General features: G+C 40.9%; 27 protein-coding genes and 1 pseudogene. 3 read left to right on the forward strand and 25 right to left on the reverse strand.

Going from position 1 to position 22,947, the window contains the following annotated elements; all coding sequences use genetic code 11:
* Positions 1-11 precede the first annotated feature (11 nt).
* The 17 genes and pseudogenes from D8862_RS02600 to D8862_RS02680 form a co-directional block, all read right to left on the reverse strand.
* A complete protein-coding gene (locus D8862_RS02600) occupies positions 12-1,316 on the reverse strand; it encodes an RsmF rRNA methyltransferase first C-terminal domain-containing protein (protein ID WP_125448581.1) in 1,305 nt (434 codons plus the stop codon).
* Positions 1,317-2,090 carry an inositol monophosphatase family protein gene (locus D8862_RS02605; RefSeq protein WP_125448582.1) on the reverse strand — a complete coding sequence of 258 codons (774 nt, stop codon included), beginning with the start codon at positions 2,088-2,090 and terminating at the stop codon, positions 1,317-1,319. It lies immediately after the preceding gene.
* Positions 2,080-2,358, reverse strand: a complete 279-nt coding sequence (locus D8862_RS02610) for a UPF0223 family protein (RefSeq protein WP_001041968.1) — start codon at positions 2,356-2,358, stop codon at positions 2,080-2,082. Before D8862_RS02610 ends, D8862_RS02605 begins: the two co-directional genes overlap by 11 nt.
* A complete protein-coding gene (locus D8862_RS02615) occupies positions 2,359-2,760 on the reverse strand; it encodes a Spx/MgsR family RNA polymerase-binding regulatory protein (protein ID WP_004246303.1) in 402 nt (133 codons plus the stop codon).
* Positions 2,761-2,957: 197 nt separating this feature from the next.
* Positions 2,958-3,578: a TIGR01906 family membrane protein gene (locus D8862_RS02620; RefSeq protein ID WP_125448583.1), complete on the reverse strand. Its 621-nt coding sequence runs from the start codon at positions 3,576-3,578 to the stop codon at positions 2,958-2,960.
* Complete coding sequence (locus D8862_RS02625) at positions 3,568-4,341, reverse strand: TIGR01457 family HAD-type hydrolase (RefSeq protein WP_125448584.1); 774 nt, start codon at positions 4,339-4,341, stop codon at positions 3,568-3,570. Before D8862_RS02625 ends, D8862_RS02620 begins: the two co-directional genes overlap by 11 nt.
* Positions 4,342-4,351: 10 nt before the next feature.
* Complete coding sequence (locus tag D8862_RS02630; RefSeq protein WP_125448585.1) at positions 4,352-5,089, reverse strand: acyl-[acyl-carrier-protein] thioesterase; 738 nt, start codon at positions 5,087-5,089, stop codon at positions 4,352-4,354.
* 4 nt (positions 5,090-5,093) lie between these two features.
* Positions 5,094-6,224: a radical SAM family heme chaperone HemW gene (gene hemW, locus D8862_RS02635; protein ID WP_125448586.1), complete on the reverse strand. Its 1,131-nt coding sequence runs from the start codon at positions 6,222-6,224 to the stop codon at positions 5,094-5,096.
* Between the two features lie 72 nt (positions 6,225-6,296).
* Positions 6,297-6,686, reverse strand: a complete 390-nt coding sequence (locus D8862_RS02640) for a YtxH domain-containing protein (protein ID WP_125448587.1) — start codon at positions 6,684-6,686, stop codon at positions 6,297-6,299.
* Between the two features lie 15 nt (positions 6,687-6,701).
* A complete protein-coding gene (locus D8862_RS02645; protein WP_000895033.1) occupies positions 6,702-7,085 on the reverse strand; it encodes a DUF948 domain-containing protein in 384 nt (127 codons plus the stop codon).
* Entirely contained in the window at positions 7,086-7,874 is a 789-nt protein-coding gene (lgt, locus tag D8862_RS02650; RefSeq protein ID WP_125448588.1) for a prolipoprotein diacylglyceryl transferase, read from the reverse strand. It abuts the gene before it with no gap.
* Entirely contained in the window at positions 7,867-8,802 is a 936-nt protein-coding gene (hprK, locus tag D8862_RS02655; RefSeq protein ID WP_000115188.1) for an HPr(Ser) kinase/phosphatase, read from the reverse strand. The genes lgt and hprK overlap by 8 nt, the downstream gene beginning before the upstream one ends.
* Positions 8,803-8,932: 130 nt before the next feature.
* Complete coding sequence (gene rpsU, locus D8862_RS02660; RefSeq protein WP_000048054.1) at positions 8,933-9,109, reverse strand: 30S ribosomal protein S21; 177 nt, start codon at positions 9,107-9,109, stop codon at positions 8,933-8,935.
* A gap of 92 nt (positions 9,110-9,201) precedes the next feature.
* On the reverse strand, positions 9,202-9,759 hold the full coding sequence (locus D8862_RS02665; protein WP_000695597.1) for a hypothetical protein: 558 nt from the start codon (positions 9,757-9,759) through the stop codon (positions 9,202-9,204).
* A gap of 126 nt (positions 9,760-9,885) precedes the next feature.
* The gene (locus D8862_RS02670; RefSeq protein WP_125448589.1) at positions 9,886-10,506 is read right to left on the reverse strand and encodes a Type 1 glutamine amidotransferase-like domain-containing protein; all 621 of its coding nucleotides are present in this window, start codon (positions 10,504-10,506) and stop codon (positions 9,886-9,888) included.
* A gap of 13 nt (positions 10,507-10,519) precedes the next feature.
* Positions 10,520-11,137 (reverse strand): annotated as a pseudogene (locus D8862_RS02675) (class I SAM-dependent methyltransferase).
* A 105-nt stretch (positions 11,138-11,242) separates the two neighbouring features.
* Entirely contained in the window at positions 11,243-11,950 is a 708-nt protein-coding gene (locus D8862_RS02680; RefSeq protein WP_125448590.1) for a glucosamine-6-phosphate deaminase, read from the reverse strand.
* Positions 11,951-12,100: 150 nt separating this feature from the next.
* Here D8862_RS02680 and queA point away from each other — a divergent pair, with 150 nt between their 5' ends.
* Positions 12,101-13,129 carry a tRNA preQ1(34) S-adenosylmethionine ribosyltransferase-isomerase QueA gene (queA, locus tag D8862_RS02685; protein ID WP_125448713.1) on the forward strand — a complete coding sequence of 343 codons (1,029 nt, stop codon included), beginning with the start codon at positions 12,101-12,103 and terminating at the stop codon, positions 13,127-13,129.
* 61 nt (positions 13,130-13,190) lie between these two features.
* Here queA and D8862_RS02690 read toward each other — a convergent pair whose 3' ends face one another.
* The 7 genes from D8862_RS02690 to mnmL all read right to left on the reverse strand — a co-directional run bounded on the left by D8862_RS02690 (position 13,191) and on the right by mnmL (position 19,184).
* Positions 13,191-13,898, reverse strand: a complete 708-nt coding sequence (locus tag D8862_RS02690) for a B3/B4 domain-containing protein (protein WP_125448591.1) — start codon at positions 13,896-13,898, stop codon at positions 13,191-13,193.
* Positions 13,899-13,911: 13 nt separating this feature from the next.
* Positions 13,912-14,364, reverse strand: coding sequence for a MarR family winged helix-turn-helix transcriptional regulator (locus D8862_RS02695; RefSeq protein WP_125448714.1), 453 nt, complete (start codon positions 14,362-14,364; stop codon positions 13,912-13,914).
* Between the two features lie 89 nt (positions 14,365-14,453).
* Positions 14,454-15,338: a YihY/virulence factor BrkB family protein gene (locus tag D8862_RS02700; RefSeq protein ID WP_125448592.1), complete on the reverse strand. Its 885-nt coding sequence runs from the start codon at positions 15,336-15,338 to the stop codon at positions 14,454-14,456.
* 35 nt (positions 15,339-15,373) lie between these two features.
* Positions 15,374-17,428, reverse strand: coding sequence for a cation:proton antiporter (locus tag D8862_RS02705; RefSeq protein WP_125448593.1), 2,055 nt, complete (start codon positions 17,426-17,428; stop codon positions 15,374-15,376).
* Between the two features lie 11 nt (positions 17,429-17,439).
* Positions 17,440-17,694, reverse strand: coding sequence for a hypothetical protein (locus D8862_RS02710; protein WP_000361095.1), 255 nt, complete (start codon positions 17,692-17,694; stop codon positions 17,440-17,442).
* Positions 17,687-18,244, reverse strand: coding sequence for a tRNA 5-(aminomethyl)-2-thiouridylate-methyltransferase MnmM (gene mnmM / locus D8862_RS02715; RefSeq protein WP_185760822.1), 558 nt, complete (start codon positions 18,242-18,244; stop codon positions 17,687-17,689). Before mnmM ends, D8862_RS02710 begins: the two co-directional genes overlap by 8 nt.
* The gene (mnmL, locus tag D8862_RS02720; protein WP_125448595.1) at positions 18,228-19,184 is read right to left on the reverse strand and encodes a tRNA modification radical SAM protein MnmL/YtqA; all 957 of its coding nucleotides are present in this window, start codon (positions 19,182-19,184) and stop codon (positions 18,228-18,230) included. The genes mnmM and mnmL overlap by 17 nt, the downstream gene beginning before the upstream one ends.
* 91 nt (positions 19,185-19,275) lie before the next feature.
* On the opposite strand from mnmL, the gene D8862_RS02725 reads away from it, so the two are divergent.
* On the forward strand, positions 19,276-19,641 hold the full coding sequence (locus tag D8862_RS02725) for a DUF3397 family protein (protein WP_125448596.1): 366 nt from the start codon (positions 19,276-19,278) through the stop codon (positions 19,639-19,641).
* Between the two features lie 109 nt (positions 19,642-19,750).
* On the opposite strand, the gene D8862_RS02730 is transcribed toward D8862_RS02725, so the two are convergent.
* On the reverse strand, positions 19,751-21,373 hold the full coding sequence (locus D8862_RS02730; RefSeq protein ID WP_125448597.1) for a putative polysaccharide biosynthesis protein: 1,623 nt from the start codon (positions 21,371-21,373) through the stop codon (positions 19,751-19,753).
* Between the two features lie 105 nt (positions 21,374-21,478).
* On the opposite strand from D8862_RS02730, the gene D8862_RS02735 reads away from it, so the two are divergent.
* On the forward strand, positions 21,479-22,924 hold the full coding sequence (locus D8862_RS02735) for a UDP-N-acetylmuramoyl-L-alanyl-D-glutamate--L-lysine ligase (protein WP_125448598.1): 1,446 nt from the start codon (positions 21,479-21,481) through the stop codon (positions 22,922-22,924).
* The last annotated feature ends 23 nt before the right edge of the window (positions 22,925-22,947 follow it).

Here is a 22,947-nt window from a genome sequence, read left to right on the forward strand (position 1 = left end):
GACTAGCTTTTTCACTTGAATCTGAGCCCTTTTGGATAATAATTTTTCAAAACATTTCCAGTAACTTTTGCAAAGCCTAATCCGTTTCCTTGAACCACAACTTGATACCAGCCATTTGGTAGACTTTCAGCTAGCTGAACTGTCTCCCCAGCCACATATTTTACAAAATTCTCATCCTTGATTTCGACTGTTTGCAAAACCTGACTTGGTTTTAAGGCTAATCCCAGAGCAAAGCTTGGTTCGAAACGTTTCTTCTTAAAAGTTCCCAAATGAAGTCCATTTCGGGCAATTTTAAGTTTCCCTAAATCGGGTAGCATCTCTGGCAAGAGATAAAGTTGGTCTCCAAAAGTTTGTAGAAGGCCAGTTAGTGATATTTTGAGATGTTTTTGGGCAAATTCTTGCCACAAGTTCTGCTGTTCGCGACTGAGATTGCTCTTGCTGGCCTTGAATTTAGGTGCTGGATTTTCTCCCTTAAACTGCAGGTGGGCTACAAACTGTCCTTCTCCCTTGAAATGATGAGGGTACATTCGAGCCGTTTCAGGAAGATCAATGCCTGCTACCATACCGTTCACATGCTCGACTGGAAGCAATTCAAAATCATAAGTATCAAGCAACCAGTGGATGATTTCTTCATTTTCCTCAGGTGACCAAGTACAGGTCGAGTAGACCAGACGGCCACCTTCAGCAAGCATGGTCACTGCATCTTCTAAAATCTCTCTTTGGAGACTGGCACATTGGCTCGGATAGTCGATGTGCCAATAGTCCATGGCATCTGGTTGTTTACGGAACATCCCTTCACCCGAGCAAGGGGCATCAAGGACAATCACATCAAAATAACCTTTAAAGACCTTGGCTAAGCGGTCCGCAGACTCATTGGTCACAACTACGTTTGTAGCACCAAACCGCTCCATATTTTCCACTAAAATCTTAGCACGTTTACTTGAAATTTCGTTGGAAACAAGGACTCCCTGATTAGCCAGATAGGCTGCTAGTTGCGTGGATTTTCCACCTGGTGCTGCAGCCAAGTCCAAGACCTTCATACCAGGGCTTGGTTGAGCGACCTGGGCCACCATTTGGGCTGCAGGCTCTTGCGAATAAACAAAACCTGTCACATGCTCTGGTGACTTCCCTGAGACCTTGCCATAGTGTCCCCAAGGTGTATAGGGAATGGCATCGTCAAACGACAGCTGACTTTCTTTTAAGGGATTGACCCGAAAAGCCGATACCGCTTTCTGTTTAAAAGAGGCAAGAAAATCTCTTGCCTCATCTTCTAGTATCGCTTCATATTTTTCAACAAATCCTTCTGGAAATTGCATTTAGTTTTCTTTCCTTTCATAAATATAGGACTGAATCTCTTCTTGCATCTCGATTGGCACCATCATGACAGGCTGACGCGTTTGAAAATCAGCGGGCTCACCTGATACTGTAAGAAGACGATACCCCAGACTGTCTCCTAGGATACTTGCAGCAGCGTAATCCCAAGGTTGCAAATAGGTGATATAAGTCAGCAGACGACCTGATAAAACCTTGGCAAAACTAATGGCCGCACTACCATAGACACGGACTCCCAGCGCTGCTCGGCCCAAATCAGCCAAGCCCCACTCATTGGTTTCAAACATACCTGAGTTACCGGCAACTAAAAATTCTTGAAGAGGTTTCTTTTTAAAAGTCGGTAAGGGCTCGTTATTCCGACAAGGAGGAAAGGCACCACCACCATGGTAACAATCGCCTTTCATGACATCATAAATGATACCAAATTTGCCCACACCATTCTCAAAATAAGCCAACATCACAGCAAAATCTTCCTTCTGAGCGACAAAGTTATTGGTACCGTCAATGGGATCGATCACCCAAACATTCCCCTGGCCGACTGCAGCACGTAAACAGCCCTCTTCTGCACAAATCAAGTCTTCTGGATAAGATGCTAAAATTCTCTGAACTAAGAGATCCTGAACTTCCTTATCCAAACGCGTCACCAAGTCTGTAGGGGAAGACTTTCGCTCGACCTTCAAATCTTCTTGCATGTGGGCCAAAATGTAATCTGCAGCTTCTTGCACAATCTGTTTGGCAAATTCAAATTTAGTTTCCAAGAGAAATCTTCCCTTCTCTTTTTTCTTTTGCTAATTGAACTGCATGATAGAAGGAATAACCGCTAGCCGTCTCAAATTCGCGGCCTAGGCGTTTTTCTTCACTTTTGCTCGGAACCACAGACTTAAATTCCTTGTAAGACTCTAGCAGTTTTTTTGCTTCTACCTTGTCTTCATAGGCAGCTTCAACATCATTAAAAAAAGAAAGCACTGAAGCAAGTTCTTCAGTGCTCCACGACAAATCTAGTGGGTAACTATACTGTTTGTTCATCTATCCAATACCAGCTCTCAATGTTGCTTCTTTTAGTTCTTGTTTACGGTAACTACGAGGGAGAAAAGCACGAATCTCATCTTCATTAAAACCGATCTGCATGCGTTTGGTATCAATAATAATTGGGCGACGCAAAAGACTAGGATATTGCTCAATCAACTGAAGCAACTCCGATACCGAAATACTCTCTACATCAATATCCAATTTTTGGAAAATTTTTGAACGAGTTGAAATGATGTCATCAGTACCATTTTCGGTCAAGGAAAGAATGTGTTGCAATTCTTTTCTTGTTAAAGGACTGGTCATAATATTGTGCTCCTCAAAAGGAACTTTATGCGTCTCTAACCAGGCCTTTGCCTTACGACATGATGTACAGCTCGGTGATAAAAATAGTGTAATCATGCTTTTCTCTTCTTTATCTATACTTTGCTATTCTTATTATACAAAAAAATAAAGCGCTTGACTAGCAATTTCTAGAAAAAAGCCTATTTTTTTCTAGAAAAATAGACTGTATGCGAACGAATTACTCAATTCCAATGAAGTTAATTCACTCCTCGTAAGAATTTTTAACTTCATCTCTGTTTTATCAATGCAACACATTAAAGTATTCTACGACTTTTCAAATAAAGAAAACCAAAGAAACTTTCATAGAGTCCAAAGAAGAGAAGGAAAGCATGGAGGAAGAAGGTCTCTGGTAAAATCAAAATAACGGGATCCTTTGCGGGATCAAAAAGCCAGGTATCATCTCCCACAAAGAGAATCTGATGGAAGAGAGTAAAGAATTGCTCAAAACCAATCAACACTCCCACAAGCCCAATGATTAGAGGCAATAGCACTAAAGCCAGGATACTTTTACGATATAGGGGTAGAAAGCCTTTTTTTACTATATTTTTAACAAAGAAATAGAAACTTGGCAGTGTCACCAATGTGACTAGCTGAACCAAGTGGAAGAGATTCTTCACCACCGCAAAGTGGTGCAGGCCTGCCGCTGACGAACGAAAATCTGGCATCTCTAATACCTGACTAAAGGGATTGGTCAGGTAATTCATCAAGATTTGAAAGTTGTACTGAATGGTTTCTGGCTTTAGATAGACTCGATCCACTAAGTTCAGCCACTGAATCTCCAAAGGATAGAAAATCCATGCCAGATAAATGGTTAAGAGAATAGAAAGGGAGAGGAAAAAGAGCATACTTCCCCAAAAGGTTAGTTTAGTTTTCATCAAAATCCCACTCCGCAAGGCTAGAAAGCACATGAGTTGGTGCGATTGGCAGGTCAGCCACTTCTTCTGCTTTGGTGAAACCTGTTGTCACCAAGAGCGTTGGAATGCCATTATCAATCCCTGCCCGAATATCCGTCAGGTAGTTATCCCCGACCATGAGCAATTCTTCTCGTTTCAAGCCCAAGTGCTCAACTGCCTTGTCCATAATGATAGCATTCGGTTTCCCGATATAAACCGGTTTGACCCGTGTTGATGCTTCAAGAAGTGTTACAAGTGCCCCCGCACCAGGCAAAAGGCCACGTTCCGTCGGGATATTGAGATCAGGGTTGGTTCCAATAAAATGAGCACCCTTTTGGATAGCTAGAGTCGCCGTCGCAAATTTTTCATAGTCGACTTGCCAGTCCAGTCCAACTACCACATAGGCAGGATTTCCCTTGTCTTCGACATAACCAGCCGCCTGAATAGCATCCTTGAGCCCTGCTTCACCGATGACATAGACTGTCTTTTCCAGTCCCAAGTCATTCATATAGTCAATGGTTGCTAGAGTTGCCGTGTAGACAGTTGAAAGAGGCGTGTCAATATTAAAATTCTGAACCAACATCTCTTGAACGCTCTCAGGAGTACGAGTTGTATTATTAGTCACAAAGAGATAGGGAATTTCTCGCTTTTGCAATTCATGCACAAAAGCCTCACCCGCGGGAATTCGGTCTTTCCCCTTGTAAATAGTCCCGTCTAAATCAATTAAATAACCTTTATAAGCCATATCGTCCTTTCTAATTGCCTTTAATTTCTTGCCATGTAATCATAGCTTGGGCATTGATCTCGCCATCACTGATGATCTCATGCTTGCTTTCTAGTCCATTGAGTTCATATGCTGAAGCAATCATACCACCTGGTCGCACTTCTTTGACATATTTGAGATTGATTTTCTTTGGAATATACTTGGTCAAAAAATCTGCTCCCATGACCTCAAAAATCCAATCCAGATATTTACTATTATTGACATGACCATTCATATCCAAGTCGTAAAAACGAACATGGTAGTCTTTACTGATCGGATCTTCTAGATTTGTATACTTTGGCCCACGGATGAGTTTTTTATCAAACTCAGACTGGTAAGGAGCAACAATCTCCGGTTCGACAGCATGGACTTTACGACTGTCTCTGTCCATGAGAACAAAGGTTGCTAACATGCGAATGATTTCTTGACCTGCTTCATCATAGATGGTGAAACGGCGGTAGCAAAAAAGACGATTGTAAGTCAATGCTTCTGTTTCAATCGTAATCTCCTCAGCAAAGCGAGGCAAGCGAACCACGTCAATCGCATAGTCTGTAATAATCCAGACCAGATTGTAACGTTCTAACATATCCTTGTCGCTAACTCCCAGTTCAATCGACTGCATACCTGATACTTGCAGGGACAGCAAAATCACATCTGGAAGTTTGATATGACCGTTTATGTCCGCCATATCAAAAGGAATTTTCATTTTCATTTGATAAGTTAAGCCCATTGTTCTACTCCAAAATAAATCGTTCTGCTACAGTATCTCCTAAAAAGAGACCCCTCTTTGTCATTCGGACACGATCACCATCGTTCTGCATAAGACCTTGTTGAACCAAGTCTCTGATGATTTCGCCATAAAGTCCATCAAAGGACCGTCCGAATTTTTCCTCAAATCGCGCCATGGAAACTCCTGATTTCTTGCGGAGTCCCAGGAACATTTCTTCTTCCATCTGCTCCCTTTGACTCAGGTGTTCTTCTGTTATCCGAGCATTTCCTGCCTCTACTGCATTGAGATAGTGGCGGATAGGACCGTGGTTTTTATAACGCACTCCGTCCACATAACCTGAAGCACCCGCACCAATACCATAATACTCGGCATTGTCCCAGTACATGAGATTGTGGCGACTTTCAAAGCCTGGCTTGGAGAAATTTGAAATCTCATAATGCTCAAAACCAGCTCGCTCAAGCTCTGACATGATGTATTCAAACATTTCCGCTTCTAACTCTTCCTTGGGCAAGGGCAATTTCCCACGTCGCATGCGGTTCATAAAGACCGTATGATTCTCCAAAATCAAACTATAAAGGCTCATATGAGGAATGTCAAGCGAGATGGCCTTAGCTACATTGTCCTTGACCTGATCCATGGTCTGACCAGGAAGAGCGTAGATTAGATCGATGGAGATATTGTCAAAACCAGCCAATTTAAGGCGGTCAATATTTTCATAAATATCCTTCTCCAAATGACTGCGCCCAATCTTTTTCAGCATTTTGTCATCAAAGGTCTGCACACCTAGAGAGACACGATTGACTGGCGACTGTTTCAAAACCGCAATCTTATCCGCGTCCAAATCGCCTGGGTTGGCCTCAATGGTCAACTCTTCCAAGACAGACAAGTCTAGATTTTTAGTCAAGCCATCCAAGAGCACCTCTAATTGCGGAGCTGACAAAGCCGTTGGCGTCCCACCTCCAATGTAGAGGGTTCGCAACTTTTGGATATCATAAGAACGAAACTCTTCTAGCAAATGCTCCAGATAACTATCTACTGGCTGATTTTTAATAAAAACTTTTGAAAAGTCACAATAATAACAAATCTGTGTGCAAAAGGGGATATGCACATAGGCTGACGTTGGTTTTTTCTGCATAGTATTTATTATACCACAAAGACTGGTTGTAGATAAAAATCACCATCTCCAAAAATCAGAGATGGTGATACCTTATACTTCAGTAATATCGATGATGATTTCTTCTTCGTCTTCTGAGACATCAGACTGTTCTTGCCACTGCTCCTTGAGATTGTTAAAGGTTTCCTTTGACGCTTCTGTTGCTTGTCGAGCACATGTTTTGGCTTGGTCAAGGACACTATCAAAAGTGATTTCACCAGATTCTACTTGTTCCTTTGTTTTCAGCACAAAGTCAGTTGCCTGTTCCTTCACTTCAGTTAGTTTCTCACAAACCTGCTCTCTAGCATATTCTGGATCTTCTCTCAAATCATCTAGAAAATCCTGAGCTTGACTACAAACTTGCTTGCCCTTGTCACTCGTCAAAAACAAAGCAAGAGCTGCACCTGAAACAGTTCCTAAAAGGATTGAGGATAGTTTTCCCATAAGATTTCTCCTTTTTTATTTTTTGAAAAATTTACTTGCGACACGGAGTGCAGATAATCCTGCACCTGTCTTAATGGTCTTTGAACCAGCTGATGAGGCTTTTTTACCTAAGACACGCGCATGTTGGTTGAGGTCAGATACTGATTCTGACAAGTCCGCTACAGCTGTAAAGAGTGGATCAATCGTCGCAACTTTGATATTGATATCGTCTGCCAACACATTGACCTTAACCAACAATTCATTGGTCTGATGCAAGGTAACGTTCACATCTGAGCTCAATGTTTTGATGGTTTTCTCTGTCTCATCAATCATACGACCTGCTTTTTGAATCGTGATTGTCAAATAGACTAAACAGACAATCAAAGCAATGGCAACAAGAATATAAGCAACTTCTAACATTTAGTTTTCCTCCTCAGTATGATAGAAAGGGGCTTTCTTTCGATTTTGATAAAGTATGATGTAAACACCTAGTCCAATGAGGACAACTGATAACCATTGGGACACCCGCAGTCCAAAGAACATAAGACTATCTGTTCGCATTCCTTCTATGATCATACGACCAAAACCATACCAAATCAAGTAGAACGCCGTGATCTGACCACGTCTGATTCCCTTTAATTTTCGTCTAAAAATCAGAATCAAAGCAAATCCAATCAGATTCCAAACCGACTCATATAAGAAGGTCGGTTGACGGTAGCTCCCCTCGATGTACATCTGGTCACGGATAAAGCCTGGCAAATAATCCAGATTATCTACCGCTGCACCGTAGGCTTCTTGGTTAAAGAAGTTCCCCCAGCGTCCTAAACTCTGGGCAACCATGACGCTCGGTGCTGCAATATCTAAGAAATCCCAAGTATTGATGAGTTTTCTATCCGCAAAGATATAAAGGACAATAGCTCCCGCTATCAAACCTCCATAAATGGCCAAACCTCCATTCCAGATGGCGATGATTTCACCTGGATTTTGAAGATAATAATCTAAGCGAAAGAGTACGTAGTATAGTCTAGCACCTAAAATCGCAACTGGAAAAGCAATCAGGATAAAATCCAAAATATCATCTGACAGGATTTTCTTTTTAGGAGCTTCTTTCATGGCAAGATAGACAGCCAAGACCAATCCAGCCACAATACACAAAGCATACCAACGAATGGAAAAAGGACCGATTTCAAATGCAACTGGATTAATCATCTTTCACCTCATTTTTGGAGATGAGATTAGTCAAGCGTTCTTCAAATAAACGCGTCGCATCAAAGCCCATTTCCTTAGCGCGATAGTTCATAGCTGCCGCCTCAATAACAACAGAGATATTGCGTCCTGTTTTTACTGGGATACGGATACGCGGAATCGTTACACCAGAAACTTCTAGTTCTTCGGCATTGTTTCCTAGACGATCAAAGGTCTTATGGGTATCATAATTTTCCAAGTAAACAGCCAACTGAACTTGTGAAGAATCTTTTACAGCGCTTGCTCCGTAGAGACTCATCACGTCAATAATACCCACTCCACGAATCTCAAGTAAATGCTTCAATATTTCAGCGGGCTCTCCCCAAAGAGTCATTTCATCCTTAGCAAAGATATCCACACGGTCATCTGCTACCAAACGGTGTCCGCGTTTCACAAGCTCAAGACCTGTCTCACTCTTACCGATACCACTATCCCCTTGGATCAAGACACCCATGCCATAGATGTCCATCAAGACACCATGCACACTCGTACGTTCAGCTAAACGGGAATCAAGGTAGCTAGATAACTCTCCAGATAAACGACTGGTTGATGTTCGACTGGTTAAAATCGCAATCTTACATTCTCTAGCAGCTTTCAACATTTCTTCTGGCACTACCAAGCCACGAGCAACGATGACAGCAGGTGTTTCAGGTAGAAACATTTTCTTCAAAACTTGATAACGGTTATGGGCAGGCATGGCGACCAAATAGGACCACTCCTTCATCCCTAACAGTTGAATCCGTTCTGGAGTATAGTAATCAAAATAGCCCGTCATTTCAAGACCTGGTCTCATAATGTCCGCAGTGTTGATTTCCTTTTCAAGTAACTCGCCTTCACCATAGACAATATCTAGTCTGAGCTTTTCAATGACATCTCTTACTAAAACCGACATAATTTCCTCCTTCAATCGAGTTCTCCCTACTATTATATCAAATTGTAGAAGTAAATTTCCTTTTTTTGCAGGATTTACAGTATTTATTTAAAAATAAAAAGACTAGATTTCTCTAGCCTTTCATTTCAAATTAGAATTTTTTACGTTTACGAGCTGCTTCTGATTTACGTTTACGTTTTACAGAAGGTTTTTCATAGAATTCACGTTTGCGTGTTTCTTGAAGAGTACCAGCTTTAGTAACCGCACGTTTGAAACGACGAAGTGCATCGTCAAGAGATTCATTCTTACGTACTACTGTTTTAGACATTTTTTTCACTCCCTTCAAGTTCAAGATCTATTCCATTTTACACACAAAGTGAATAATTGTCAAGAGAAAGCGACCATAAACTTTTATTATTTTTACTTTCTTCTTTTGAAGATGAAATAAATCACTAAGATGCAGAGAATCAAGCCCAAAATCGCTGGTTTCACAATTGATATGCCACTTCCTCCACTAAATAAAAGACTATGGGCAACCTTCAGAAACGCTCCAATTACTACCGTTGCTAATAATCCATACCAACGTCTACTCCATGTTAAGGATATAATCGCCGTAAAAAATGCTAGAATCATCGCCAGAATGATAATTTTTTCAATACTCCATCCACTCGTTAAATAAGTCTTCTCAAAATTCAAAAATTCAATTACTTTTACATCAACTATTTCCGGCTTTGGGAACCAGAACATACTAGTGAATAAGCAAAATATAGAAAAGAAAATCAGGCTATAGGATTTTTTATAAGCTCCCATTACGATTGGAATAATAAAGAGAGGGCGAATATACCAACTCAGAGTATTCTGGTGTCTAGTAAATGCCCACTCAAAAAAGCTCGTATCTGATAAAAAAACGACAATGATAGCAATCGTTAGAAACAAGAAAATAACCCCACCTATTTTATCTAGCGTTTTTATTTTCATAACTTTTCTCTCCTTGAATTCGTAAAATTAATTCATCCATAGCAAATTCTCGCTAAGTGAGTTATCAACCTCTAATCATTTTAGTGGCAAAATATTAATGTTCTTCCAACCACACCTTTATTATCTTTATTCTATTGTTAAGATATCTATTTGTTCATCGTTAACGATAATTGCTTGGTGGTTATGAAGCGGTAGCAATTCAAGCTGCTTTTTATACATTTCAAAGGTCTTTTTGCTACTATCGGTAAAAGGTTCCTCACCATAATGTGGAAGGATATAAAAATCCACTTCATCCAATCCTGTTGTATCATATAACTCTGTCGCTACCGTCTTATCGTCCATGAGTTTATTGTAGTCAATATCCTTGGCTGTAATGATAGCCCCTGCTGATTCTCCCACATAGACCAACCCATCTCTTATTTGCTCTTTGATAAGAGATAGGAGTTGTTTTTTCTTTAATTCTTGTAATAAATAAAAGGTATTCCCGCCTGAGATATAAAGAATCTTGCTTTGGAAAATCTTTGCCTGAGCAGTTTCTCGATCACAAGAAGCAATATCTAGAACCTCTATCTCAAATCCTAAATCTCTGAATGTTTGCTGAGCCTCATCGATATAGGCAGTATAGTCCTCTTTGTTCCCAGCGGTAGGAATAAATAAAACCTTTTTTTCTAGATTTTTTTCCTTTACATAATCGCTAAAAAGATTTTTGACTCCAGCAAAGTATGAACATAAAAATAATTGTTTCATGATTGTACCTCCATTAATGTTTAACAATTTTATAAAGGATCCATGATCCCTTTCTTTGACTAGTTACGAGCTCAAAGCCTACTGATAACAAGAATCGTCTAAATGCTTCTTCGCTTTGGACATCTGGTAAAAAGTAAGACAACTTGTTATACTCATAAGCCAGTAAGAGCATCCCGTCTGATTTGAGTATCCTTCGAAGTTCCATAAAAGAAGCCTCTAGATCCCGCTAATGAAAATGAGTTTGAAAAGCTGTAATCAAATCGAAACTTTCATCAGAAAAGCCTGTCTCCCTAACGTCTCTTCGTTCAAAATTTAGATTAGTCATCTCTATATGTTTGGCTTGAGCTATTGCAGTATCTGAAATATCGATTCCAGTTATGGTACTTTGCGGAAAGGTTTCTTTCAGTAGGATGGTTGAACGACCATTACCAACTCCTACATCTAAGATTACAGGGTAAAATATCCTATCCAGATGACGAATTGCCCATACAAACATGGGGAGATAGGCTCTATTCCACAATTTCATCATTCGTTTTCCTAGAAAGCCCGAAGGGTTTTTTGATTGCTGAATTAAGCGACTAAACAGTAACATTAAAAGTAAAAAACAAATAAAACCGATTATATAAATCAAAGTTCGAGCCTCCCCTGTATAGCTATATTATACCACTTTAGCAGGATAGTGAACATTTGAAGTAAAAAACCACTCACTCCAAAGAGCAAGTGGTTCTTGTACTTTTTATTTTTCAAGCAAGCTAAGCGCTGCTGCATCCGCAATAATAGTCACATCAGGGTGGTTTTGTAGGCTACTTGCTGGGAGATTCTCAGTCACTGGGCCTGATACTGTTCCAGCAATGGCCTCTGCTTTTGACTCACCGTAAGAAAAGAGAATAATTGACTTGGCATCCAAGATATTTTTTATCCCCATTGAAATGGCTTGAGTTGGGACATCTTCAATCTTGTCAAAGAAGCGAGCATTGGCTTCGATAGTAGATTGATCAAGTTCTACTAGATGCGTTTGACTGTCAAATGGAGTGCCTGGTTCGTTAAACCCGATATGTCCATTGCGTCCAATTCCTAAAATTTGCAGGTCAACTGGATGGTCAGCCAAAATTTGGTTGTAACGTTCTACCTCAGCTTCAGCATTGTCCTTAATCCCACGAGGCAAGAAACTTTCTTTAAATGGTTTTTGGTTGAATAAGTGTTCTTGCATAAAGTGGCGGTAAGACTGAGGATTGTCTCCATCAAGCCCTACATACTCATCAAGGTTCACACTGGTTAGATTTGAAAAATCAAGGTCACTCTCAACGATTTCCTTGTAAAACTCAAGCGGACTGCTCCCTGTCGCAAGTCCTAATGTTTGAGCGCCATTGGCCAACTTTTCCTTCAAAATCTCAAAAGCTACTTTTCCACCTTCGACTTGATTCTCAACTTTAATAACTTTCATCTTTTCATCCTCCGTTTTAATCTATATTCATTATATGGTATAGACCAATTTTTGTCAAGTGAAAACGATTTATTCTCCAAAAAAAGAGCGTCCACACTTGAAACATGTTATAATGGATAAGATTAGAACTTAGAAAGAATGAACAGATATATGAATACAGCTGATTTTGATTTCCACTTGCCTGAGGAATTGATTGCCCAAACACCCCTTGAAAAACGTGATGCCTCCAAACTCCTCATCGTCAATCGTGAGACGGGAGAATTTCAGGATAAACACTTCCACTCTATTATTGATATGCTGGAACCTGGTGATGCTCTTGTCATGAACGACACCCGTGTTCTCCCAGCCCGCCTTTATGGTCAAAAGGAAGAAACTGGAGGCCATGTGGAGCTTCTCCTGCTCAAAAATACTAGTGGTGATGAGTGGGAAGTCCTCGCTAAACCTGCCAAACGTCTCAAGGTTGGCACTCGTGTCAACTTTGGTGATGGTCGCCTCAGCGCTGTCGTTACGGAAGAATTGACCCACGGGGGCCGCATTGTCCGCTTTGAATACCAAGGAATTTTCCTAGAAGTTTTGGAAAGTCTAGGTGAAATGCCATTACCGCCTTATATCCATGAAAAACTAGATGACCGTGAACGGTATCAAACGGTCTACGCTAAAGAAAGTGGTTCTGCTGCCGCACCTACTGCTGGTCTCCACTTTACTAAAGAACTGCTAGCAGAAATCCAAGCCAAGGGTGTCCATTTGGTTTATTTAACGCTCCACGTTGGTTTAGGAACCTTTAGACCCGTTTCTGTTGACAATCTGGACGAACATGAGATGCACTCAGAGTTCTACCAACTTTCTGATGAAGCAGCAGCCACCCTTCGCTCTGTCAAGGAAAATGGAGGTCGTGTTATTGCTGTTGGAACTACTTCGATCCGCACACTGGAAACCATCGGTTCCAAGTTTGATGGGCAAATCCAAGCAGATTCTGGTTGGACCAATATCTTTATCAAACCTGGATACGAATGGAAGGTTGTTGATGCTTTCTCAACCAACTTCCATCTACCAAAATCAACCCTCGTCATGCTAGTTTCTGCCTTTGCAGGTCGTGACTTAGTCTTAGATGCTTACCAGCACGCTATTCAAGAACACTACCGCTTCTTTAGTTTCGGTGATGCCATGTTTATCTATTAAAAATAGCTCCGCCATTTCTTTAGGATAGTTTATTCCTAAGAGATGACAGGGCTATTTCTGTTTAAAGTGTAATTTCTGGGGACTCAGAAGTTAGATGGACCAGTTTGCCTTGAACACCAAAGTAGTCCTTTACCAAGTCCTGTAATTCTTCCATGGCAACCCGAGCACGTCTTGCCTGTTCAGCATTGATCGCTTCAATCACTAAGACAGCATCCTTTGTCTCTTCCGTCAACATGGTTCTCTGTGCCTCTCTCCAGTTGAGACAACGACAAACCGCTCCTTCATCATCATAATAGATGATTTCTTCAGGTAAAGCAGGCGCATCGTTTTCAGCTCCTAGTGGAAAGAAAGGTTCTCCTCCCTTGGCCTGACCAAGATGAAGATTGCCTACAATCTTGTTCACATCTTCGCCACCACAGGGAACCGCATAAGATAGAGAGACACTATTATAGATGTCTACCAAGGGATTGATGGGATTAAACTCTCTTCCCTGACTGACCCTTTTAAGCAGAGCTTCTATAGAGGAGCGTGCTCCTTTTTTCGTTTTGAACTTGCTGAAAGCCTGACGCCATTCTTGAATGACTTCATTTTGTGTGAAATTATCATCTGCGATAAATTCCTCAGCTCGTTTAGCTCCCTTATCTAGCAAGGTTTTGAAATAGGGATCCTTGCTTTCATCAACTGTATTATCTAATCCCTTTACTACTAAAACGCTAATCTGTGCTTCTGGAAACAAGCTCCAAAATTCATTTTCAACGATAACTTTCATCTTTCACCTCTCATTAAGAATAATTTCTTTTCTGGCCTTTTTTAACCATTTCCCAATCACTTGTAATATTTTTTCTAACCCGAATTAGTAGGCTCTCCAGTTCCCTGGCCTCTTCCCTGGAAAATCCTTTTAGGGCAGAATTCTCTGAATAGTGATGTTCAGCAAGGATAAAAGGATAGAGACTCTCACCTTTTTCTGTTACAAACCACTCCTTATTTTTCCGATTATCCACAGCTACTCTTTGCTCTATCAATCCCTTTTCTTCCAGTTTTTTAACGGAACGGGCAACTGTTGAGCGATCAACCTTTAGCAAATCTGATAAAGTTTCTTGAATAATCCCTGGATTTTCCTTGATTCGCACTAAATAAAGATATTGCCCACGAGCTAGTTCAATATCACGAAACTCAATATTAGCAATAGAATCCAGGGCACGGGCTATAATTCCGATTTCGCGTAATAACGACATGTTTCCTCCTCTCACATCTATGATGATAGAATAGCACATTTTTGTTGCAAATGCAATAAAAAGACGCTTTGAAAACAAAGTGTCTTTTTTTATTCTTCATTTTTTAAAAAGAATGTGTTATCATGAAACTTTGGATCCTTCAAACTCTGTACACTGGCATTGATAACTGCTCCGATAATTAAAATCTTAGCGATGAGAATAAACCAGAACATCATGACCACCACGATAATGGAACTAAAAAATCGGACATCGACCAGATGGTTGACATAGTTATTGAAATAGACAGAAAAGATATTCAAAAGAAAGACAAGAGTCAGTAAGACAAAGATACTTCCAGGAAAAACGTAGCGAATACGAGGGACTCTGATATTTGGAAGGAAATAGTAGAGCATGACCAAGATGGCAAAGAGCAAGGCATAAATCAAAGGGCCTGTAAAGTCCTGTAGATAATAAAAGAAAGGACTGTCTGATTGCCAGTAAGTTTTGAGCAAGTTGAGCAACATACGTCCAAACATACTCAAAAATAAGGCTAGGGCAAAAAGAATCTGCAAGCCAAAGCTGACGAGTAAACTCATCAGTTGATGGGAGATAATTCCTCGGCTCTTGGCCACTCCATATGCCTTATTAAAAGCTTTTTGGAGGAAATCCATCGATTTCGAGAAGGTCCAAAGGGCAGACAAGACTGCAAAACTCAGCAAACCAGTCGATGGTTGAGTCAGGACTTCTCGGGCAATCTTTGCGACCACATCATAGACTGTATCCGGTACAAATTCCTTGATTGTGAGCAAAAAATTTGAAATCGGAATTTGAAAATATGGCAAAATATTGACCACTATCATCAGCAAGGGGAAGATTGAAACCAACCAATAGTAGGCAACCGCAACACTGGTCAGTTCACTATCAGAAGCTTGATAAAAATGTAAAAAAGCTTTCAACAAGGGCCGTTCCATCAGCTCTTTCCACCACTTTTTCATGTTGCGCTCCTCCTAATACACTTTGTTTTCCTAAACTAATTTCTTCTGACTAATTCCATCATATCATAGGGTAGGGTATTTGCGACTTCTTTTAGAGAATAATTTTCAAGATTGTTGACATTTTGTCGTAATTTCTTGGCATACTTGGTTGTAATCAATTTCTTCTCTTCGAATTCAAAGATTAACTTACGTTCTAGATAGTAACCTCTTAGCATTTCATCGATATTATTTGGCTTGATGCGATTGATAACCCGCTCAACAAAGGCACCACTACCGATAATAGCTGTTTCACGCAAGCGAGACTCCTGCATAAAGCTGATTAGACTACTCTTGTAGATTCCTTTTAGGTTTTCCAAACTTTCGATAATCAACTCCGTATTCTCCAGATAGAGTTCAGATATTTGATCATAGTCAATAGCTCGAAGGCGACGTTGCTCCTTGTCATTCCAACTACGGAAGGTTTGGCCAAAGGTCAGCAATTCATGCAGGAGAAAACGCAAGATACGGAGCGACACAAGGAAGTAATATGTTAGGCGAGAAGCCACCTTGCGATTGATACTCTGCTCCATATTTTTCAGATAGCGTTGATAAACTTGATAACCACGCTCACCGATTTTCCCTTCCTCGTAAGCCTGCTCCAAACCATCACTCTCAATACTCAAAATGAGCAGTTTAAGGGCCTCCCAGTCCTCTTGAGCTCTCTTGTTTTCCTGACTAAGGATGAGGTTTTCAATCCGACCATGGTAATTGTCAATAGCTGCATACAGAGGAAGTTTGTTCTTGTGATGGTCTAGCTCTTTTTCTAATTCTGTAGCTACATCATTCAAAATCGCTATATGCATCAAGTGATCCTTGCTTTCCTCTTGTTCCTCAGATAAGTGAGGGAGAACCAGCAAACCCGTTAAAAAGCTCAATAGTGTAACGCCTGCTACAAGGAAGAGCAACAGAGGATATTCCTGCTCTAAATGACTTGGTATGAGGAGAATGGTCGCGATAGATACTGTCCCTTTAACACCAGAGAAGGTTAAAAGAAACATATCTTTCATGTACTTATGAATTTTTTTCTTAAGTCGACGCGTTCTCACAAAGTAAAAACCAGCAATCATGACAAAGCGGATCGCAAAAAGCAAGAAGGTCAGAACGACAACTGAAAGTAGTAAAAGAAAGGGATTGTAGAGAGAATTAGACAGAATCGGCTCTGCAATCAACTCTAATTCCATTCCCAAGAGAACAAAGACTGATCCGTTTAGCATAAAGGTCACTGTGTGCCAGACGGTCTCCGTCACGGTGTCTACTTGAGCCTCAAGGAGCGTAATTTTCTTAAAGCGGCTGGCCTTCAAAATACCTGCAACCACTACAGCGATAATTCCTGAAACATGAAACTCTTCTGCGATAAAAAAGGTCATGAGTGGCAAACTTAACTCTAGCAATAGTTCACTCGCTATATCTATCGCTCTTACACTCAGTAGAAATGTATGCAAGAAACGATTGACCATAGCTGTCACAAAACCAACTACAAAGCCACCCAGAATAGAGAGAACCAAGGACTTTCCAGCCTGACCAATAGAAAAAGTTCCTGTTGTCCAAGCAACAAGAGCCATCTGAAAGGCAACCAAACCAGAAGCATCATTTAAAAGACCTTCTCCTTTTAGGATATTGGAAACCCTTTTAGGAAAACGAAAACGCTCAGAAAGAGACGCAAAGGCGACCAGATCTGTTGGCCCAAGTGCCGCTCCAACCGCTAAACAGGCAGCTAAGGGAAGACTCAGCCAAAGGAAATGAGCCAAGGCTCCCAAACTCAAGGTAGAGATGAAAATTACTGGAAAGATTAAGTAGACAATGATGCGCCAGTGTTTTAAAACAGATGTAATATCGGCTTCTTCTGCCTCTCGGAAAAGTAAGGGACCAATAACCATAGCCAGAAACAGCTCTGTATTGAGATGAAAGTCAGTATTGGGCAAAAAAAGACCAATGCCAAGTCCCAAAAGGATTTGTACTAGGGGGAGGGGCAAAAAAGGCAAAAGTTTATTGGTCGTAGTTGAAACGATTAAGACTAATAAAAATAGAATCAGGTAAATTAGTAGTGTCATCTAGACCCTCCTTAGTCTTTTTTACAACAAAATTCAAACATCTCCTTCTGCTCTTGGATTTTCTGATCAATCTTGGAACAGTCTTTGTGCTCTATTTTTTTCTGGCACCGTTCCATTTCAAGAGCCACTAACTTTTTCTTGATTTTGAGCATTTTCTTGCTCATATGTGCTTCGTCGAGCACCCCGACTGCTCTCTCGTGATGCGTTGACTCAACAAAATTTTGGCGCATAGCCTCTAATTTCTCACGTAGGTATTGTTTATCCATGTCTATATCTTTCTAATTTCTCAATCATAACTAAAAACGGTGGATTATTAACTTGGTTTAGGGTCCGATAAATGGCAGCAGTGTATTGTTGTTGGTTCAACTGGCTAACAAAATCCAACACGGCATCCCTCTCGCTGTCTCCTCCCTCATGACCATAGTAGATCATGATAGCAATCCGTCCCCCTTTGACAAGCAAATGACAAAGTTTCTCTAAAGCTTCAATAGTAGTCTGAGGTCTGGTGATGACGGATTTGTCAGCAGAAGGCAAATAACCCAGATTAAAAATCCCTGCCTTAGCCTCTGTCAGAAACTGGTCAAGTGTCTCATGTCCTTGTAAAATCAACTGGACATTTTCTAAACCTGCCTCATTCAAACGGTCTTGGGTTTTATCTAAAGCTTGTTTCTGGATATCAAAGGCATAGACTTGCTTGGCTAGTTTGGCTAAAAAAAGTGTGTCGTAACCATTGCCCATGGTCGCATCCACAACGATATCCTCTTTTGTCACGACTTCAGCCAAAAAATCATGTGCCATCTCAAGTGGTCTTTTCATTTTCAAACTCCTGTTTCACAGCCTTGCATCCTTGCACACTTCCGCGACGTCTCATTTCAGTTTCGATAGCATTTAGCACTTCCCATTTATTGAGGCTCCACATGGGACCAATCAACATATCTCTAGGCGCATCTCCCGTGATTCGATGAATAACGATATGCTTGGGAATGATTTCCAACTGGTCACAAATGACCTTGACATATTCGTCCTGACTCATCAGTTGCAAGCGTCCTTCGTGATAATCTCGCTGCATACGCGTATTGGTCATAAGATGGAGCAAGTGCAGTTTAATTCCCTGAATATCATTATCGGTGACACAGCGACGGACATTTTCGACCATCATCTCATGAGTTTCCCCAGGCAGTCCGTTAATCAAATGGGAAACAATCTCAATCTTGGGATGCTTTCTCAAGCGTTTGACTGTTTCAACATACAATTCATAAGAATGAGCACGGTTAATCAGGTCAGAGGTTGTTTCATAAGTAGTCTGTAAGCCCAATTCTACTGTCACATGCATGCGCTCCGATAACTCAGCCAAATATTCAATGGTTTCGTCTGGTAGGCAGTCTGGGCGCGTTCCGATATTGATCCCTACTACACCTGGCTCGTTGATAGCCTGCTCATAACGTTCCCGAATCACTTCCACCTTTTCATGGGTATTGGTAAAGTTTTGAAAATAAACCAGATACTTTTTAACATCTGGCCACTTGCGGTGCATAAAGTCGATTTCCTTATAAAATTGCTCACGGATAGGGGCATCTGGTGCTACAATGGCATCTCCAGAGCCCGAAACCGTACAAAAGGTACAGCCCCCATGTGCCACAGTTCCATCGCGATTTGGACAGTCAAACCCCGCATCAATCGGAACTTTGAAAGTCTTTTCTCCAAAGAGTTTTCGATAATAATCATTCAAGGTATTATAAGATTTCATAACTTTCATTATAACAAAAAACACCTACAATCTCAAAAGCCTGACTTTCCAACAAATTCCCCTGTTTCTCATTTCCTTTAGCGTTTTTTTATGATACAATATGGGTATGATTTTAATGAAAATAGCAGCTACTTTATTGTTAGTATTAACCCTCGTGGTCTCCATCATTGTAACAAAACTTTTTAAACTGAAAAAACTAGGACTGAACTTTGCGGATGTAGCTTTTCCACTTTTGGTATTTGAATATTATCTGATTACTGCTAAAGCCTTTATCCACAACTTTCTACCACGACTTGGTGTTGCACTTTCTCTCCTAGCAATCCTCCTTGTAGTCTTTTTCCTACTCAAAAAACGAAGTTTTTATTACCCTAAATTTATCAAATTCTTCTGGAGAGCAGGTTTTCTCCTAACCTTAGTCCTCTATATCGCTATGATTGTAGAATTAATGATGCTCACACCCCAATAAATCCCTAGAACAACTGATTCTAGGGATTTTAATTTATGGAAATCAAGTGTCAGCTAACCCAGACACTTAACAAAGAGCCAGCATTTCTTTTATTTATAAATCTATTTTATTAAGATCGTTTAAATTTTGCTCGTAGGCGGTCTGCTTGAGGTTTCCCAATAATCTTATCCAATAGGTGAGTGCCAAGACTCATTAAACCATAGAGTCCTCCCCCGAGACCTCCGATGAGGGCTACATAAAAGAAACTCCAGAAGCGTCCCGTTGGTTGGAAGAAAAATCCTAAAATCCACTGTAGAAAACCAACCAAGATAAACATGATAAGGGTCAAAATAGTAATCAAGATAGTTCGTTTCAAGATAATCTTACGACGTGCACCTGTTACCCTGCAAATATCTCGGTACATCAGAACATTTGGAATGATGAGACCGATGGTCGTTGAAATCAAGGGACCATAACTATGGAAAATAGCAATAGCTGGTAACTGCAAGACTAACTTAGCAATAGAACCATAGACAAAGTAAAGAACTGCCTTGCGATTGCGGAACATAGCCTGAAGCATGGGTGACAAGACCATGTACAAACCTAAAATAGTAGACTGTAAAACCGCAAAGACAAACAAGCCCATGGCCAGACTATCTGGCTTGCCATAAAAAACTGTATAGAGAGGCTCCCCTACCATGACGACTCCAACTGTTGCTGGTAAGAGAAACATAAAGAGCATGGTCATACTATCTTGAACTAGGCGAGCAGCGGCTCTCAAATCACCTTTGACATAATTTTCCGTCAAAAGTGGCAAGCCGACACTTCCAATCGAGACACCAACAGAGATCAAAATCATGGTGATTTTATTAGGATTGGCGGAGAAATAAGAAAACATGACAACCAAGTCTTCATTGCTGTAGTTGGTAAACCACTTCATACTATTGATGAAGGTCATCTGGTCTAAAATCTGGAAGAGCTGGATGGCTGATCCTGTCAGGATAAAGGGAATGGCTTCCTTGATGGTATCAACCAAGAGTCGCTTGCTATTGATCTTATCCCGTGTTTCAAATACCTTTTGGAGCAGTCCCTCCTTGGAAAGAAAATAAATCAAGACTGCAAAACTAGCCACCATTCCCACAAAGGCAGCAAAGGTAGACTGAGTAACCGCTGATAAGTAATCACCAGAACCCATCTTCATGATAATAAAAGTAGCCAGCAACATCCAGATAACACGGATCACCTGCTCGGCGATTTGACTCATAGCATAGGGCTTAAGGTTGTTCATCCCTTGGAAGAAGCCTCGAATAACACTCATAGACGGGAAAATCAAGACCGCCCAAGCCAAACTCTGCATGATAGGAATCAAGTCTTTCCCCACACCTGATAAGTCTGCTAACCAGGGAGAAAAGAGATACAAGACCAAGGCGAAGACTAGTCCCAAGCCCGTCATAAAGCCTAGAAAACTCCGAATCAAGGCAAAGCTATGCTCTTCTTCTCGCATAGTATTATACTTAGCCACTTGTTTAGCAACCGCAACTGGGATACCCGCTGTTGAAATCAGCAAGAACCAGGCGTAAATATTGTAGCCCATGGTAAAGAGACCATTTGCCTTGGCGGCATAAGTCCCCATCCAAATATACCAGGGAATAATATAGATAGCACCAAGGAGGCGACTAATAAAGTTACTAGCTGTTAGCCAAGCAGTCCCTCGCAACATCTGGGCTTGCTGGTGATTATTTTCGTTAGACATAGCTTCCTCATTCAATTTTGATAACTAGGAAAAGTTCCTTACCTTCCATTATAAACTTTTCCTTGTTACTTGTAAAATTCAGACTTGAAGTTTATAATAGAAAGTATGATAAAGATTGAAACCGTATTAGATATTTTAAAGAAAGATGGCCTTTTTCGTGAGATTATTGACCAAGGTCATTACCACTACAACTGCAGTGAAGTTGTTTTTGATAGCATCAGTTACGACAGCAGAAAAGTAAAAGAAGGCACTCTTTTTTTTGCCAAAGGCGCTTCTTTTAAAAAAGAATATCTCATTTCTGCTATAAGTCAAGGCTTAGCTTGGTATGTCGCAGAAAAGGACTACGAAGTCGGTATCCCCGTCATCATTGTAAACGATATCAAAAAAGCCATGAGTTTGATTGCTATGGAATTTTATGGCAATCCACAAGAAAAACTTAAAATTCTCGCCTTCACAGGAACAAAAGGAAAGACAACAGCGGCCTATTTTGCCTATAACATCTTGGCTCAAGGGCATCACCCAGCTATGCTGTCTACTATGAATACAACCTTAGATGGTAAGACCTTCTTTAAGTCTGCACTCACAACTCCTGAAAGTATCGATCTCTTTGATATGATGGCTCAAGCTGTTCATAACGGAAGAACCCATCTCATCATGGAAGTCTCCAGCCAAGCCTATCTGGTTAAGCGAGTCTACGGCCTCACTTTCGATGTAGGAGTCTTTCTCAATATCAGTCCTGACCATATTGGACCAATTGAGCATCCTAGTTTTGAGGATTACTTCTACCACAAGCGTCTCTTGATGGAAAATAGCCAAGCAGTTGTCATTAACAGCGACATGGACCACTTTTCTGTCTTGAAAGAGCAAGTTGAACATCAAGAGCATGACTTTTATGGTAGTAAGTCGAGTAACCAAATCGAGAACTCCAAAGCCTTTAGCTTCTCAGCTACAGGAAAACTCGCTGGAGATTATGATATCCAACTCATCGGTCACTTTAATCAAGAAAATGCCGTTGCTGCTGGACTTGCCTGCCTTCGTCTAGGTGCTAGTCTAGAGGACATCAAAAAAGGAATCGCTGCAACCCGCGTCCCTGGACGCATGGAGGTCCTCACACAGAAAAATGGTGCTAAGGTTTTCATCGACTATGCCCACAATGGCGACAGTCTAAAAAAACTCATCAATGTTGTTGAAACCCATCAAACTGGAAAGATTGCTCTGGTTCTCGGTTCAACTGGAAACAAGGGGGAGAGTCGTCGCAAAGACTTTGGCCTTCTCCTCAATCAACATCCTGAGATTCAAGTCTTTCTTACCGCTGATGACCCCAACTATGAAGATCCAATGGCCATTGCGGAAGAAATCAGCGGCTATATCAGTCATCCTGTTGAAAAGATTGCCGATCGCGAACAAGCCATCAAAGTAGCCATGTCCACTACAAACCAAGAACTCGATGCCGTGATTATTGCGGGTAAGGGTGCTGATTGCTACCAAATCGTCAATGGAGTGAAAGAATCCTACCCTGGTGACGCAGCTGTCGCAGAACGTTACCTATAAAATCAAAAAATCAAGGGAAGTTT

It is taken from the genome of Streptococcus oralis, assembly GCF_003942585.1.
In the GTDB taxonomy this organism is placed as follows: Bacteria; Bacillota; Bacilli; order Lactobacillales; family Streptococcaceae; genus Streptococcus; species Streptococcus oralis_BE.